The following is a 15,540-nucleotide window of genomic DNA, read 5'->3' on the forward strand; positions in this document are numbered from 1 at the left end:
TATGAATAAGAATCAGGTCGGCAAAAAATCTGTTGCCTCTAAGATAGATAAAGAAGGATTAAAGTCTATTAGCGAAGTCCCTTCATTTTGGAAGATTTTAAAGAGAGAATTTAAAGTAGATAAAGTTGCGACTACTTGTTTGATTATTTTAATTATTATTTTCGCAGCTGTATTAATAGGAACTTTAATATTAGACCAAAAAGAAATTATGAAAATTAGTTTAAAAAATAAATATAAAGCACCAGGGAAAGAGTTTATTTTAGGAACAGATATTGGTGGAAGGTCAATAGTTGGGCAACTGATAATAGGAGGAAGAAATTCTATTTTAATCGGATTTGCCGTCACTCTATTGACATCAGGAATAGGCATGGTTGTAGGATTAATTGTAGGATTTTATGGAGGAAAGGTTGATAATATAATAATGAGAATATGTGATTTTATTTCAATATTACCTACGACTTTACTTATTATTACCTTTGTAGTTGTTATACCTACTTATAATATGTGGCATTTTATATTTATAATGAGTGTATTTTACTGGGTAGGTATGACTAGGCTAGTAAGAAGCAAGGCATTGTCAGAAAATAAAAGGGATTATGTGAATGCTTCTAAAATAATGGGAACTAGCGATTTGAAAATCATGTATGGAGGTATTTTACCCAATATTAGCTCCATTATCATAGTTGATTTAATTTTAAGCCTTGCTGGTAATATTGGGATTGAAACTGGATTATCCTTTTTAGGATTTGGATTACCACCTTCAACACCTTCCTTAGGAACGTTGATTTCTTATGCTAGAACTCCAGGGGCAATGTCAAACAAACTATGGCTGTGGTTACCTGCATCATTATTGACATTAGTGATGATGCTGTGTATAAATTATGTCGGGCAAGCAGTTAGAAGAGCTTCCGATGCAAAACAAAGATTAGGTTAAAGGGGGATTTAAAAAATGAAAAAAGGTTGGAAAGTTATTATTCCATTATTTATGGTACTCTCACTTGTATTAACATCTTGTGGAAATAAGAATGTAAGTGTACCAGAGGAAGATGTTACTCAAGTAGAAGATACCAATCATGGAGAAGAGGTACAAGAAGAAAAGGATTTTGGAGAAGTAAAGTTACCTTATCCACAGGTACTAGAAAAAGCAGGGGAAACAATTGGCGGAACACTTAATATTGGATTAGTTACACCTACACCTTTTGAGGGGGTTTTTAACACATTTTTATATTCAAACAATGTAGATTATAAATTAATGCAACCTACAAATGGAACATTTATGAAGTCTGGTCCGAATCATGAAATTGTAGACGGGGGATACTGTAATGTTGAATTTAATAAGGATACCAAGACAGCTACTTATAAAATTCATAAAGATTTAACTTGGTGCGATGGAGTGCCAGTAACAGTTGATGATATAATATTCGTATATGAATCTATAGCAGATAAAGCTTATACAGGTGTAAGATTTGATGGTGATTATAAAAATGTTGTAGGCATGGTAGAATACCATGAAGGAACTGCTGATACTATTTCAGGTCTTAAAAAGATTGATGATAAGACACTTGAAGTATCCTTCAAAGAATTTTCTCCGGGGATACTGTGGGGGTCAGGGATTACTTACAATGCTGAGCCAGCACATTATCTTAAGGATATTCCATTAGAGGATATGGAAGGTCATGAAAGGGTTAGAATCAAACCTTTATCTTGTGGTCCATTTATGGTTTCAAATATAGTACCAGGTGAATCAGTGGAATATGTTCCAAATCCATATTGGTTCGGAGAAAAACCTAAAGTCGATAAGATTATTTATAAAAGAACAACTCCTGATACTATAGTAGAAGCATTAAAATCTGGTACCTTTGATTTAGTTGATGAGGTAAATGTTGATAGCTATCTAGAATATAAAGATTTAAAAAATATTACATTACTTTCAAATATAAGTGAAACTTATGGATATATAGGATTTAAATGTGGGAAATGGGATAAGGAAAAAGGCGAAGTTGTAATGGATCCAAATAAGAAGATGTCAGATCTTAAGCTAAGACAGGCAATTGGCTATGCTATGAATAATGAAGAGGTAGCAGAGGTGTTTTATAATAATTTGAGAATACCTGCTAACGCATTACTTACACCTTCCCATGCTACATTTTGGAATTCTAACCAAGAAAGATATGATTATAATCCAGAGAAAGCAAAAAAAATTCTTGACGAAGCTGGTTATATAGATATAGATGGAGACGGTATGAGGGAAGACCCAAATGGAAATAAATTAAAGATTAATTTGCTTTCAATGTCAGGTGGAGATATTGCAGAACCATTGGCACAGTTTTATATCCAATGCTGGAATGAGATTGGGTTAGATGTAGGTCTACAGAATGGTAGATTAATAGAAATGAACGCATTTTATGATATGGTTAAGAAAGATAATGAAGATATTGATTTATTTATGGGAGCGTTTGGAACGGGATCTAATCCAGACCCATCAGGATTATATGGAAGAGATGCTTTATTTAACTATTCAAGATTTGCAACAGAGGAAAATGATAAATTATTAAAAGCTATTGCTTCTGAAGATGCATTCGGAGAAGATGGAATTGATAATGATTATTTAATAAAAGCTTATCATGATTGGGAAAAATATGCACATGATCAGGCTATAATGATACCAACTCACTATAGAATTACTTTAGCGGCAGTTAATAATAGAGTTAGTAGTTTTGATTTAAGTATAGTCACTGATTGGGGATGGGAGAATATTGGTTTATTGTCAGATACTCCTGAAATAGCAAAATAACAAAATAAATTAAAATAAATTGTTGAATAAATACAATAAAGAAATTATCTTAAAATTGATTTCTTTAATTACTTTTGAGAGTGTGTAAATAGATTTGTATTTTGTGTGCTTGTATATAAATCATGAAACGAGGGTATCATTATTGCTTAATTTTTTTACAACAATTTTGTACAAATTAAAACTATTATAGACTTTAAATGACATCCCCTATACAGGCTGAGCGGTATATAAAAAGGAGCAATTAATTTTATAAAATTAACGATTAACTTCTAAATACTATAAAGTGGAGTCTTTTAAAATGATGAATGAAGAAATATTTGATTTATCAGTTCCTTGATGCTGGCAGCTATGATACCATAAGTTATTCTGAGAAACTATATACTTTTATAATTGACATAAATAAACTCTTAAAAAGATTAGAAATTTATAAATATAGAAAGAGGTTGTTTTAAAAACAACCTCTTTTTATGTCGATTAATGTAGCGAATCTTAGCTTGTACATATATTTTTTTTATGGTATTCTAAGCTTAACAATTGTAACTAAAGTAGGTGTTTAATGATATGACAGATTACATATGCAAATCAATATTAAAAGAATTAAATTCAAAAAATATTATAAAAGAAGATGATATGGAAGTATATTATTATGGACTGCAATTACTTATAGCTACATTATTTAAATGTTTAGGAATTCTCATTATTGCTGCTTTTACTGGTATAGTAAAAGAAACTGTTGTATTTATTATATTTTTTAGTAGCTTGCGAATACAAGCTGGAGGATATCATGCTAAGACTGTTTTGAATTGCTTTATAGGGACTATAATTTTAATTTCTATTTCCATTATACTAGTAAAAATCCTATTTATGGCTTATCAGCCGTACTATATTCTAATATCTATGGTAGCTTCAATAGCCCTTGTTTTCTTATATGCACCATCGGAAAGTGAAAATAAACCATTAACTAAAGAAGAAGAAATAATATATAGACGAAAAAGTTTACAAACCGTAATTATAGGAAATATTATTATATTGATTTTAATGGCTTTCAGCGATAAATCTATTTACTTTGGAGTCATAGCTTCTACTGGTTTTTTATTAGAATCATTAACCCTAATACATCCTTGCAAACGTAAAAGTAAAACAAACTAGTATTTAAAGAATTGCTGGCAAAAGGGTGATTCTTTTTTATTAATTGATTTTCTTAATACTATATATTATTGAACAATAGATAAAGTAAATAGATGGAAGATGTTATATTATAAGGTATTAAATTATAATATCTAAAAAGACTTTTTCTCAAGTATTGGAGGTATATAGTATAATGAATTCAATGGTAATGAATTTCTTTACAAATACGATTGATACGACTCTAGTTTTCTATTTTTTAGTTAAGATACTTCATAAAAAAGATATAGATTTAAAAGTATGTATTCTGTTTTTATTAAAGCTAATAATTTTTAATACACTAATTAATGAAATATTTGGTCTTGCAAATTCTTTAGGATTCTTATCTATATTTATTGTATCTACAATAGTTTATTCATATTTATTATCTGAAAAATTTTATAAAGCATTACTTTATAGTATTTTAGGAACGGGATTAATGTTTCTTATTGAAATTATCACTGTTAATATAATCGCATTAATTTTTAAAATTACTCCATCAACAATATTAGAATTAAATATATACCGAGTTTTAGCAATTATTTGTGCTAAAGGTGGATTTTACTTATTTATTAAATATTTGATACAAAAAATTTATATACCTCGATATATGAAAGCTAATAATATGTGGAGTATTATTTTAAGTGGATTTTTTAATATTTTAGTCGTATACATGATATTTGTTTTATATAAGATAATGGAAATAAAATCAGTTGCAGGATATGTGTTTTCAATAGGTATGGGAATAGGAGTAATAATATTTAGCTGGCTCATATTCTCAACCTCAAAAAGAAAGATATATCAAAATCAGCAGGAAATTATTTGGAAAATTAAAGAAGAAGAATTTCATAAAAAGGATTTTTACATTAAGAGTATGAATGATATTCTTCATACTATAAGGTCACAAAGGCATGATTTAAATAATTATCTTAGTACTCTTTACGGACTACTATGTTTAGAAGATTATGAAGATGCTAAAAATTACATAACAAAGATTAATGATAGAGTTAGTAATATGAATAAAATAATAGAAACAAATCATCCTGTAATTACTGCTCTTGTAAGTATGAAGAAAAACAAAGCATTTGAAGAGAATATTGACATGGAATTAGAAATAGATATGCCTGAAGATATTTCCATTGATTTTGTTGATTTATCCATTATAATAGGTAATTTATTGGATAATGCAATAGAGGCATGTACTTTAATGGATAAAGATCTTGAAAGGAAAATTAAGTTATCCATAAGTGTTAAAGAAAAGCATTTGATTCTTGAAGTAACTAATACAAAATCTCAAAAAATAAAATTAGAGACTGAGAATATTACAGGAAGGTTCACAACTAAAGTTGACCAAGAGAACCACGGATTTGGTCTAGGTAATATTGAATTTATAGTCAAACAATATAATGGAATTATGAATATAGAAGATTTGGGACAAGAGTTTAAGGTAAATATAGCATTACCTATAGGAAAAGATATTAAGTATGGGATGCAATCTACCATTTATGCCATATAGCTGGTAGTGCAATATATACTATGTATATATAAAAAAGAAAAGGGGGATAAGGATGAAAAACAAAAGATACCTACTTAATTTAGTAGCAGTTTTAGCATTTACATTTGCAGAAATTAGTGCAATGAGTAATTGCTGGGGATTTTTATATCAACCAAAGATGCCTCAACAATTAAGAAAGTAAATTATGATAGTCATTAAAGAAAAAATCTCAAGGGATAAAATTCTTTGAGATTTTTTCTTTTTTTATTAAAAATTTATTTTATAACTTGTTTTTTTTACATTTATAAATTAGAATATAATATTAAGATATAATAAAGTATTATTAATTTATATATTGTTATACTAATAAATAGAGTATTTTTATAGAAAATAAAGGAGGAGTTAATATTGGAATTTGTAGGAGAAGGTTTGACTTTTGATGATGTTCTTTTACTTCCTGGCAAATCAGAAGTATTGCCTAAGGAAACTCATATCAGTACTTATTTAACTAAAAATATAAAATTAAATATACCTTTAATGAGCGCTGGAATGGATACGGTAACTGAATCGAAAATGGCAATAGCTATGGCTAGAGAGGGCGGAATCGGCATTATTCATAAAAATATGACTATAGAACAACAAGCAATGGAGGTAGATAAAGTAAAAAGATCAGAACATGGTGTAATCACTGATCCATTTTTTTTATCTCCACATCATAGTGTATCGGATGCATTAGAGTTAATGGAGAGATATCATATATCAGGAGTTCCTATAACAGATGAAGATGGAAAATTAGTAGGGATTATAACTAATAGGGATATTAGATTTGAAAAGGAAACTGCGAAAAAAATTGATGATGTGATGACTAAGAAAAATTTAGTTACTGCTACAATTGATATATCTATGGATGAAGCTTTGGACATTATGAAACAACATAAGATTGAAAAACTTCCTCTTGTAGATGACGAATTTATGCTATCTGGATTAATAACTATAAAGGATATAGAAAAATCTATTCAATATCCAAATTCAGCAAAAGATGATACTGGTAGACTTTTAGCTGGTGCGGCTGTTGGAGTAACTGGAGATATGATGGAAAGGGTATCTGCTTTAATTAAGTCTAAGGTTGACGTTATAGTCTTAGACACTGCACATGGACATTCTAAAGGAGTATTAGAAGCTGTAAGCAAAATAAAGAGAGAGTATCCAAACTTACAAGTAATTGCTGGAAATGTGGCAACTGCTGAAGCAACTGTAGACTTAATAAAACACGGAGCAGATGCTGTAAAAGTAGGAATAGGACCTGGCTCTATTTGTACTACTAGAGTTGTAACTGGTATTGGTGTACCACAAATAACAGCTGTAATCAATTGTGCTAAGGCAGCGAAGGAATATGATATTCCAGTTATTGCTGATGGAGGAATTAAATATTCCGGAGATATAACAAAAGCAATAGCAGCTGGAGCAAATGTAATAATGGCAGGTTCATTATTTGCCGGAACTGATGAGAGTCCAGGTGAAGAAGTTCTATATGAGGGAAGAAGATATAAAGAATACAGAGGAATGGGCTCTATGGGAGCAATGGATTCAGGAAGTAAAGACAGATATTTCCAAGAAGATGTTAAAAAATATGTTCCAGAAGGTGTAGAAGGTAGAATTCATTATAGGGGACCATTAGGAGATGTTGTGTATCAACTTATTGGTGGATTAAAATCAGGAATGGGATATGTTGGAGCTAAAAATATTGAAGAACTACAAGAAAAAGCAAGATTTATAAAAATAACATCGGCATCTTTGATAGAAAATCATCCACATGATATTCATATTACAAAGGAATCACCAAATTATAGTAGAAGATAAAAGGAGTGAAAGAATGCAAGATTTTATAAATAAAAGTATTGAAGAAATTAAAAATAAGGTGGGAAATAAAAAGGCTATATGTGCACTATCAGGAGGGGTAGATTCTTCTGTAGCAGCAGTACTAGTTCATAGAGCTATAGGAGATAATCTAACTTGTGTATTTGTTGATCATGGCCTTTTAAGAAAAAACGAAAAACAAGAAGTAGAAAAGGTGTTTAGAGATAAATTCCATATAAATCTAATCGTAGTTGATGCAGAAGATAGATTTTTAGGTAAACTAAAAGGAGTTACTGATCCTGAACAAAAGAGAAAGATAATAGGGGAAGAATTTATTAGAGTGTTTGAAGAAGAACAATCTAAACTTGAAGGTATTGAATTCTTAGTTCAAGGTACAATTTATCCAGATATAGTTGAAAGTGTTAATGAAGACGGTAAGGTAGCTGTTAAATCTCACCATAATGTAGGAGGACTTCCTGAAGATGTAAACTTTGAGCTTATAGAACCACTTAAAGAGTTATACAAGGAAGAAGTTAGGGAAGTAGGTAGGGCATTAGGAATAGAAGAAGAATTAGTAAGCAGGCAACCATTCCCAGGACCAGGATTAGGTGTTAGATGTCTAGGAGAATTAACTAAGGAAAAATTAGATATCCTTAGGGATGCTGACTATATCTATAGAGAAGAAATCAAAAAAGCAGGATTGGACAAGGAAATCTGGCAATACTTTGCAGTATTACCTAATATTCAATCAGTAGGTGTTATAGATGGCAAAAGAACCTATAAACATTTAATAGGATTAAGAGCTATAACTACTAAAGATGCTATGACTGCTAAATGGTATCCAATACCACTAGATTTATTAGAAAAAATATCTACAAGAATTACAGATGAAGTACCTCAAGTAAATAGGGTGGTATTTGACATAACAAGTAAACCACCGGCTACTATTGAGTGGGAGTAATGAATTTAAGTCTTGGAACCTTTGGAAACAGAGGCTTCAAGACATTTTTATTTTTTGAAATTACTAAAAAGGTACTTTTAGGATTTGTTTTATCCATATTTTGAGTGATGAATGGTTATTCTGCTTCTTTAGTGAATCAGCTGGAGTTTTATGGAGGTTAAGAGATGTGTTTTTAAAATGAATAGGGTAGATGAACTAGGAACTAAAATAAAGAAAGATGATATTATAGAAACTATTTCAGGAATTGGTGGAGTAGAAAGAAGATTATTAATAGAATAAATTTTGGCAATTTAGTAATTAGCAACTTTACAATTGAAGTAGGACCTATGGATTATGGTTTTGAAATAGATGGAATAATGGTTATGGATTTTTTAAAAGTAGTGGGAGCAATAATTTATTTAGATAAAATGGTCATATGTGACTAAAAGTATAGATATAAGGCATGGGAAGTTATATGTATAGGTAGATTATTGTGAATTAAAGATTATTTATATAAATTGTAAAGGAGAAAAATTATGGAACATACTGAACGCTGGTTAGAATGGGCAAAAGAATTACAGTTTTTATCTCAGGTAGGATTAACTTATTCTAAAGATGTCTTTGATATCGAACGATTTGAAAGAATTAGAGAAATATCTGCTGAAATGATTAGTTACCAGAGTGACATGCATTTAGAAAAAGTGAAGGATTTATTTTGTAATGAAACTGGTTTTCAAACGCCTAAACTAGATACAAGGGATGCAATATTTGATAATAGAAAAATATTGTTGGTTAAAGAAAGGAGTGAAAAATGGTCTTTGCCAGGTGGCTGGGTAGATGTGAATCAATCTATAAAGTCAAATACTATAAAGGAAGTAAAAGAAGAATCTGGTTTGGATGTCAAAGCTTTAAGGTTAATAGCTTTACAAGATAGAAATAAACATAATAAACCTACTTATGCTTATGGGATTTGCAAAGTATTTATTCTTTGCGAGATAATAGGTGGTCGTTTTAGTCCTAATATTGAAACTGTAGAAAGTAAATTCTGGGGATTAGAAGAGATTCCTTTATTAGCAGAAGAGAAAAATAATATGGAGCAGATTGAAATGTGTTTTAATGCATATCAAAATGAGAAGTGGGAAGTCCAATTTGATTAAGAAAATAGAAAACTACATTTATTATTTAGTCGCATAATTTATAGAATGTGTCTTGCTTGCAGATAATATTAGATTCTATTATTCCTATTAACTTAGAAATTCTTCTGTTAATAATCAAAACTTTGTGTGTCAAGCTAATGATATGAAAATTCATAACTAATAATAAAAAACAAAAAGCCAATAAAATATTCCAACTAACTATTTTATAGAGGATTTAATCAAAGATTAAATCCTCTATAAAATTATATATAAAATATAGAATATCTTAAGTTCTTAAAAATACCAAATTTCTATTCGACTTCGCCTATAGGAAATGTGCTATAATAATGACACTAGTATGAGGTATAGATAAATCAATAGGTTTGTACAATCATGATAGTTTTAGGATTGAAAGTTTCCCATCCGTATTCCATATAGTAGAGTATTGGTGAGATTTACTAAAGGATTATAATTTAAAGGTTATTGCAGAAATAGCGTCAGATGACTTAAGTGAGTTGTTGACTAATAAAATAAATAATATGGATAAAAAAGCTATGTTGCTCAATAGTTAAAATACCATTTCTATTGCCGCGAAAAATCACAATTTTATTAACAATTGGGGATTTAAAGTAATAGTTTCTTTAATAATTACAACAGCGGTAAATTTAATTACAAGAAAAATAGAATTTAAAAATTAATTTTGCAATCTTCCAATGTTGTTGAACATAAGTAGGGTTTATACGAAGTAATCTAAAATATGTTAATAAGGGTGAAAATATTGGCTAAAGAAAGAGATAAAATAAGAGTGTTTCTATATGTAAGTATGATTTTAGCTGTTGTACTAGGGGTATACGCTCAAGATATTGCTTATTTTTTATATAATAAATTGACTATACACTTAATAGTAGGTTTAAGCATTGCTACAGCAGCGAGTATAATCTTATTTCTAACTCCACCTATATTAGTATGTAAATTTAATAAGCGAATAGAGATTGGAGATAAAGAATTTAATATATATCTAGGAATTAATGTTTTAATAGGTATAATGATATCTGCTTTTTCATTAATCGTTTTAATAGCATGGTTAGGGTAATAAAAGAATTAATGATATGAGCATGAGCTATCATTCTAAAATGATTCCTATGTATAATAAAATATGCTTTGGATAATAGAATCGGAGATATTCATGCTCAAACATGACCAGCCAATATAAAGATTATAGAACTTATGAAAAATTGTGGTATTAAGGAATGTAATTATGAGGAAAGTTTTCGTATTGTTAGAGGTGAATTATATGCTGGCCTCACATTTAATTAAATATTCTAAAATATAAAGAATCCAATAAAAAATATATTATTTAACTCGATATTTTTCAAGTAGGTTGTCAAATTTAATTATAAAAATATAAGATTGTTCCATTACTGATTTGTCATTGAGCCATCTTTCTAGATGTTTTACTCTAGCCTTTTCATAGGTTTCAATACGTTTTTCCATTATATTTTCACCTAGATCATAATGCTTTGTATGAGGTAATAAAATTAATCCCAATATATCCGTTTAACAAACTGTCATATCCATTTTCTTAATTCATTAAGGCTCCCATCTACGGTCCATTTTTGTTGTGTTCTAAAATTGATTCTTAATTTATTTTGATCTCCTTAGATTACATTTGTTTTTAAATTTATAATTATTATGTTAAATATAGAAGAAAGGTCGGACAAAAAGCATTACTTGATTGTATTACTTATAGAGGGGTGGAAGGGGGGAAGCATATGTTATACACAGATGAAGAATTTCAGGAAATCTATCATAGAAATATTTCTATGATTTATAAGATTTCCATGATGTTCTTAAAAAAGCCCGATGATGCAGAAGATGCAGTACAGAGTGTATTTATAGAATTATTAAAGTTGAAAACAAAATTTGAAAGTTTAGAGCATGAGAAAGCTTGGTTAATTGTAGCAACTCAAAATCACTGTAAGAATATTGTAGCCCACTGGTGGAAGAAAAAGAGGACGGATTTAGAAAAAATTCCAGAGCTAGTTTATCTAGATGACAATTTAAAAGTTTTTATATGGGATGAGATATTAAAGCTACCAGATAAATATAAAATTGTGGTTTATCTGTATTATTATGAAGGTTATCAGACAGAAGAGATAGGGGAGATTTTGGGAATAAACAGTTCTACTATAAGGACACAACTTTCTACAGCACGAAAGTTATTAAAACCAGTTTTTAAGGAGGTAAATTATGTGTACTAAGTTGATTAGAGATACTATTGCAGGAATAGAACCTACTGAAGGAAAAGTAGATGAAATTTGTGAAAAATTATTGATTGAGAAAAGAGAACTAGAAATAAGTGAGAAAAGAAAAGGAAACCCTGGAAGGCTAAAAAAATTACTTCCTCTAGTAGCAGTTTTTACAATAATAATTTCTACAACAGCATTGGCTTATACGGGAGTGGACTTTAGTTTTTTAAAGTATTTAAATGAAAAAAACATAGTAAATGAAAGTTTAATTGGGGACATTGGAGTAGATGACTATATTTATAATATAGATAAAGAGATAGCAAATAAAAACGGAATTTTGCATATAAAACAAGTCATAATGGATGAAGATACAATTTTTCTTTATATGAGTTTTGAAGGTAAAGAAGATATAGACTTTACGGGAAAGAATAGATATTATTCTTTTAAAGGAGATGTATATAATAAACAATGGTTTTCAGAAGATGAAGTAGAAAGAAAAAAATTGATGGATGAATATGCAGAAAGCGAAATAGAGGTAGTAGAAAAAGGTTCAGCTGTCTATATAGATGGAATAGAGTTAAGAATTATGAAGGGAAATCCTAGAATTATAAAAGTGGATAAGAATAAAATGGGTTTAGTATTTTCTTATAATATGAGAGAATATTTAGAAGAATTTGAAGGGTTTATAGGTAGTAAAATGACTTTTTGTTTTAAAGATTTAGGATATTATAAAACTTATCCAATGACTTCAGATGATGGGAAGGATATCAATGTAATATCAGATAGATTTGTACCTTTGGTAAAAGGTAATTGGGAAGGCAATATTAAATTGGATGGGAAACTTCTTCCAACTAAGACTTATAAGATAGATGAAGAAATTGATTATAGTATAAAAGATGGAACAGAGGTAAAAATAAAAATTACAGATATAGGAATATCTAATTTTTCTCTAAAAATAAACGTAGAATGTGAAAAAAATGAAGATGTAGATATAGTAACACAATTAATCTTTGAACATACAGATCAACAATCCAAAATTGATGGAAATGTAGTCAGAAGTGGAGATATTAAATTAAAACATAAGAATGATAAGATTACACAGGCAGTAACCAATATAATTTTATCTTATTCAGAAGATGGAAGGATAACAGTAGAGAGAAGTTTCGACAGTCCAATCAATTTAGAAGAATTAAAATCCATAATTATTTGGGGAAAAGAGATAAAACTTAAGTAGGTGATTAGTTTAGGGTTGTAAGTAGAGATACTTATAACCCTATTTTGTTACGGTATTAAATTGTTATTATGGTTATTAACCACAGATATGATAAGAGAAATAGTGGAGTACATTATTAGCTAACTATAAAGATATAATTAATTGCGTAGTTATAGATATTTTAAATGTAAATTAGAGGTATAAATATGAGGAACCTGAGATATATGACTACTGTAGTTATGAAAATTATAGGAAATACTTTACAAGTAGTGTACTATAGGATATAATACACATAGTACACTGGAAAGGAGGGCTCTTATGTTTAATATAAATATTATGAGTGATAAACCCCTATATGAACAAATTATAGATAATATAAAAGAATTATCTTTAAAAAACATACTTAAGCCAGATGATAAACTACCTTCTGTAAGGCAGATGGCTAGTATGCTTTCTATCAATCCTAATACTGTTAGCAAAGCTTATCAAGAGCTGGAAAGACAGAGAATAATATATACTGTTCAAGGAAGGGGAACTTTTATGAGTGATTATAGTAAAGGTCCTGTTGATTACGATAGATTAGAAAAGGTTTTGGGAGAACTTAGAGATATATGTATAGAGTTAGCACACTTAGGATATGACAAAAATAAAATTTATAAAGAGATAGATAAAATACAATTAGGTATAGGAGGGGGGATAAAATGATAGAAGTAATAGGTGTAAATAAAGTTTTTAATGACTTTAAAGTCTTAGATGATATTAATATAAGTATAAAAAAAGGTACAATACATGGAGTAATAGGAGAAAATGGAGCAGGGAAAACTACCTTATTACAGATGTTATCAGGAGTATATCAAGTAGAGGAAGGAAAAATACTCATAGATGGTGAGGAAGTTTATGAGAATAGAAGAGTTAAAGAGAAAATAGGATATGTAGCAGATAGAAACCAATACTTTAAAGACTATAGAGTAAAAGAATTATTAGACTTTTACTCAGGAATATATAAAAACTTTTCAATAGATGACTTTTATAATTATAATAAAATTTTTAATTTAAAATTAGATAAAAAAATAAGGCAACTATCAAAGGGTATGCAAATGAGATTAGCCTTAATGCTGAATCTATCAATAAATCCGGAAATTTTAATATTAGATGAACCAACTTCTGGGCTAGATGCTATTATAAAAAAAGATTTACTAGATATTCTAATAAATCAAGTACATGAAAAAGAAACAACAGTAGTTATAAGTTCTCATCATATTGGAGAGTTAGAGAAAATATGTGATGAAGTAACAATACTTCACAGAGGGAAAGTTAAATATCAATCTAATATAGATGAAATAAAAGAAAGTGTTAAAAAGCTACAAGTCATATTTAAAGAAGATGTGGAAGCAGAACTTGAAAAAATAGATAATATTATAAATATTGAAAAGATAGGAAGTGTATATTATTTAATCATTGATAATTATGGCGAGGAAGTATTATCAGATTTAAATAATTTAGGAGCAGAACTTATTGAAAATGTAGGAATTTCTTTAGAAGAGATATTTATATATACAAATAAAAAAATAGATAGGAGTGAAATATATGAATAGATCAATATTAAAACATGAGATTAGATCTATGAAATGGATATCATTGTTATCTGTTATAATTAGTTTTTTTATAATATTAATGTTTAGTATAAATTTGAATACTAGGTACGAGGGTATTATTTTAGACGGTATATCGAGAAATAAAACTCTAATTAAAGATGCAATAGAAAGAATTACACCTATGGCATTAGTATTATTTACAGTTATTGCAATAATACAAGTTTTTATGCAATTTCAATCAGAAAAAGGTCAAGAAGTAGGTAGGTTTTTAAAATCATTACCAATAAAGAGGGAAACATTTTTTAAAATAAAGATATTAATTGGATTAGTAAATATAACATTAGGGTTCATAGTTTTAATAATAGGTTTAATAATTGTAAGAAAAAGCAATATGTTTTGGATAAAAGATATATACAGAATAAGCTTAATATCAGCACCTTTTATAGAAATGGATAGTGTAAGTACTATTTTAAAAGAAATAGGGATAATCTATTTCGTAGTCATTAGCTTTTATACATTTCTATTCATGATTCAATATACTTTTACAAATACAGTTGGTGGTATAGTAACTGGAATATTAATATGGTTAGCTCCTTTATTCTTACTATGGGCTACAATATTAACATTAGGAAGATTTAATATTATTTCCATGTATAGATCTGAGCTATTAAACAAGATATTGGGAAAAGCTAATTGGTTATTGCCTTGGACATATCCTATAGACTATGGCTCCATAGATTTAATTAGAGATCATACAGGAAGAGGGATAGTAGGAAGATATATTATAGAAAACTTATCATTAAAATATCTGGTGAGTATAATTCTAAGTTCATTAAACATAACCATAGCTTACAAATTTGCAAAGAATTCAAAAATAGAAGATGAAAATAGAATAATAATATTTAAGATATTTAGGCAAATATTTAAGTTTGGAGTTACGATATGTAGTGGATTATTAGTATCTATGATTTTTAATAGATTTTTGATGATTGAAATAAATAATATATTATTCTTGATTATAATCTTGGTATCAGCGTATATAGGTTATTTTATAAGTAATAAAATAACTGAAGTAGGAAATAGATAGGAGGGATAAT

The 15,540-nt window shown here is 28.6% G+C and carries 16 protein-coding genes; 15 read left to right on the forward strand and 1 reads right to left on the reverse strand.

Translation table 11 applies throughout. From position 1 onward, the window contains the following. The first annotated feature begins 1 nt into the window (after window position 1). From ABWP20_RS01715 to ABWP20_RS01760, 10 genes are all read left to right on the forward strand, one after another. Window positions 2-934 (forward strand): ABC transporter permease, encoded by a 933-nt coding sequence (locus ABWP20_RS01715; RefSeq protein WP_353093122.1) that lies wholly within the window; start codon window positions 2-4, stop codon window positions 932-934. 15 nt (window positions 935-949) lie between these two features. Beyond that, window positions 950-2,794, forward strand: a complete 1,845-nt coding sequence (locus ABWP20_RS01720; protein ID WP_353093124.1) for an oligopeptide ABC transporter substrate-binding protein — start codon at window positions 950-952, stop codon at window positions 2,792-2,794. A 561-nt stretch (window positions 2,795-3,355) separates the two neighbouring features. After that, on the forward strand, window positions 3,356-3,943 hold the full coding sequence (locus ABWP20_RS01725; protein WP_353093125.1) for an accessory gene regulator ArgB-like protein: 588 nt from the start codon (window positions 3,356-3,358) through the stop codon (window positions 3,941-3,943). A 172-nt stretch (window positions 3,944-4,115) separates the two neighbouring features. Next, entirely contained in the window at window positions 4,116-5,474 is a 1,359-nt protein-coding gene (locus ABWP20_RS01730) for a sensor histidine kinase (RefSeq protein ID WP_353093127.1), read from the forward strand. A gap of 52 nt (window positions 5,475-5,526) precedes the next feature. After that, window positions 5,527-5,655 carry a cyclic lactone autoinducer peptide gene (locus tag ABWP20_RS01735; RefSeq protein WP_353093129.1) on the forward strand — a complete coding sequence of 43 codons (129 nt, stop codon included), beginning with the start codon at window positions 5,527-5,529 and terminating at the stop codon, window positions 5,653-5,655. Between the two features lie 206 nt (window positions 5,656-5,861). Next, window positions 5,862-7,313, forward strand: coding sequence for an IMP dehydrogenase (gene guaB, locus ABWP20_RS01740; RefSeq protein ID WP_353093131.1), 1,452 nt, complete (start codon window positions 5,862-5,864; stop codon window positions 7,311-7,313). Window positions 7,314-7,326: 13 nt separating this feature from the next. Beyond that, window positions 7,327-8,271 carry a glutamine-hydrolyzing GMP synthase gene (gene guaA / locus ABWP20_RS01745; RefSeq protein ID WP_503012508.1) on the forward strand — a complete coding sequence of 315 codons (945 nt, stop codon included), beginning with the start codon at window positions 7,327-7,329 and terminating at the stop codon, window positions 8,269-8,271. A 150-nt stretch (window positions 8,272-8,421) separates the two neighbouring features. Further along, window positions 8,422-8,550: a hypothetical protein gene (locus tag ABWP20_RS01750; RefSeq protein ID WP_353093133.1), complete on the forward strand. Its 129-nt coding sequence runs from the start codon at window positions 8,422-8,424 to the stop codon at window positions 8,548-8,550. 236 nt (window positions 8,551-8,786) lie between these two features. Next, window positions 8,787-9,407, forward strand: a complete 621-nt coding sequence (locus tag ABWP20_RS01755) for an NUDIX hydrolase N-terminal domain-containing protein (protein ID WP_353093135.1) — start codon at window positions 8,787-8,789, stop codon at window positions 9,405-9,407. Between the two features lie 757 nt (window positions 9,408-10,164). Then, a complete protein-coding gene (locus ABWP20_RS01760) occupies window positions 10,165-10,479 on the forward strand; it encodes a hypothetical protein (protein WP_353093137.1) in 315 nt (104 codons plus the stop codon). 260 nt (window positions 10,480-10,739) lie between these two features. Here ABWP20_RS01760 and ABWP20_RS01765 read toward each other — a convergent pair whose 3' ends face one another. Beyond that, a complete protein-coding gene (locus ABWP20_RS01765) occupies window positions 10,740-10,880 on the reverse strand; it encodes a hypothetical protein (protein WP_353093139.1) in 141 nt (46 codons plus the stop codon). Between the two features lie 278 nt (window positions 10,881-11,158). Between ABWP20_RS01765 and ABWP20_RS01770 the strand changes: the two genes are divergently transcribed. The 5 genes from ABWP20_RS01770 (at window position 11,159) to ABWP20_RS01790 (ending at window position 15,530) form a co-directional block, all read left to right on the forward strand. Next, window positions 11,159-11,647: an RNA polymerase sigma factor gene (locus ABWP20_RS01770; protein WP_353093140.1), complete on the forward strand. Its 489-nt coding sequence runs from the start codon at window positions 11,159-11,161 to the stop codon at window positions 11,645-11,647. Then, on the forward strand, window positions 11,637-12,869 hold the full coding sequence (locus ABWP20_RS01775; protein WP_353093142.1) for a hypothetical protein: 1,233 nt from the start codon (window positions 11,637-11,639) through the stop codon (window positions 12,867-12,869). Before ABWP20_RS01770 ends, ABWP20_RS01775 begins: the two co-directional genes overlap by 11 nt. A 297-nt stretch (window positions 12,870-13,166) precedes the next feature. Next, window positions 13,167-13,553, forward strand: coding sequence for a GntR family transcriptional regulator (locus tag ABWP20_RS01780; protein WP_353093144.1), 387 nt, complete (start codon window positions 13,167-13,169; stop codon window positions 13,551-13,553). Next, window positions 13,550-14,443 (forward strand): ABC transporter ATP-binding protein, encoded by an 894-nt coding sequence (locus ABWP20_RS01785; RefSeq protein WP_353093146.1) that lies wholly within the window; start codon window positions 13,550-13,552, stop codon window positions 14,441-14,443. The genes ABWP20_RS01780 and ABWP20_RS01785 overlap by 4 nt, the downstream gene beginning before the upstream one ends. Next, the gene (locus ABWP20_RS01790) at window positions 14,436-15,530 is read left to right on the forward strand and encodes a hypothetical protein (RefSeq protein WP_353093148.1); all 1,095 of its coding nucleotides are present in this window, start codon (window positions 14,436-14,438) and stop codon (window positions 15,528-15,530) included. The genes ABWP20_RS01785 and ABWP20_RS01790 overlap by 8 nt, the downstream gene beginning before the upstream one ends. The last annotated feature ends 10 nt before the right edge of the window (window positions 15,531-15,540 follow it).

The organism is Tissierella praeacuta (assembly GCF_040396155.1).
Lineage (GTDB): Bacteria > Bacillota > Clostridia > Tissierellales > Tissierellaceae > Tissierella > Tissierella praeacuta_A.